Source organism: Pseudoalteromonas sp. SWYJZ12 (assembly GCF_015864395.1).
Classification (GTDB): domain Bacteria; phylum Pseudomonadota; class Gammaproteobacteria; order Enterobacterales; family Alteromonadaceae; genus Pseudoalteromonas; species Pseudoalteromonas arctica.
Map to the genome: position 1 here is coordinate 1 of NZ_JADYXH010000060.1, position 671 is coordinate 671.

Annotated in this window: 1 protein-coding gene; it reads left to right on the plus strand. The window is 43.2% G+C overall.

The window, feature by feature from the left end:
• Window positions 1-105: 105 nt before the first annotated feature.
• A partial coding sequence (locus I6F42_RS20005) for an IS4 family transposase (protein ID WP_197153203.1) occupies window positions 106-671 on the plus strand: 566 nt, incomplete at its 3' end.

Below are 671 nucleotides of genomic sequence, written 5' to 3' on the forward strand. Positions count from 1 at the left end.
AGCTGTCTCTTATACACAAATCCCTGCTAAGAAATTAGCGGGGATTTTTTTGAACTAAATCTCAATGTCATGATCAGATCTTCAAATCTTGTTTGAGGGCACATTATGATTAACGAACATACTCATTGGGCAAAACAACAATTCGGTAAATCGGACTTAGGTGATCCAAGAAGAACAGCGCGTCTGGTAAAGTTAGCATCAACGCTTGCAAATGAACCAGGAAAACCACTTGTGAACATCACTCAATCCCCCGCCGATATGGAAGGTGCCTACCGCTTTATTCGCAACGAGAATATTGACGCAACGGCTATAGCAGAGTCAGGCTTTAAAGCCACGGTTGAACAAGCAAAAAGTCATAACTTATTACTCGCATTAGAAGACACGACCACACTAATTTATAAACATTCCTCCATTCGAGATGATTTGGGTCATGTCGGACGAGGAGCAAAACAACGAGGCTTGTTAGCTCATAGCGTATTACTGTTTGCGCCAGACACAAAGCAAGTTGTGGGATTAATTGAACAGTCTCGCTGGAGTCGTGATATCAACACGATTGGAAAAAGAGAAAAACACGCGACGACTTCTTACGAAGAAAAAGAAAGTTACAAGTGGGAGTCAGCGTCACGAGCGATGGCAGAGCGGCTGCAAGGACAAATGGCGAACGTGATATC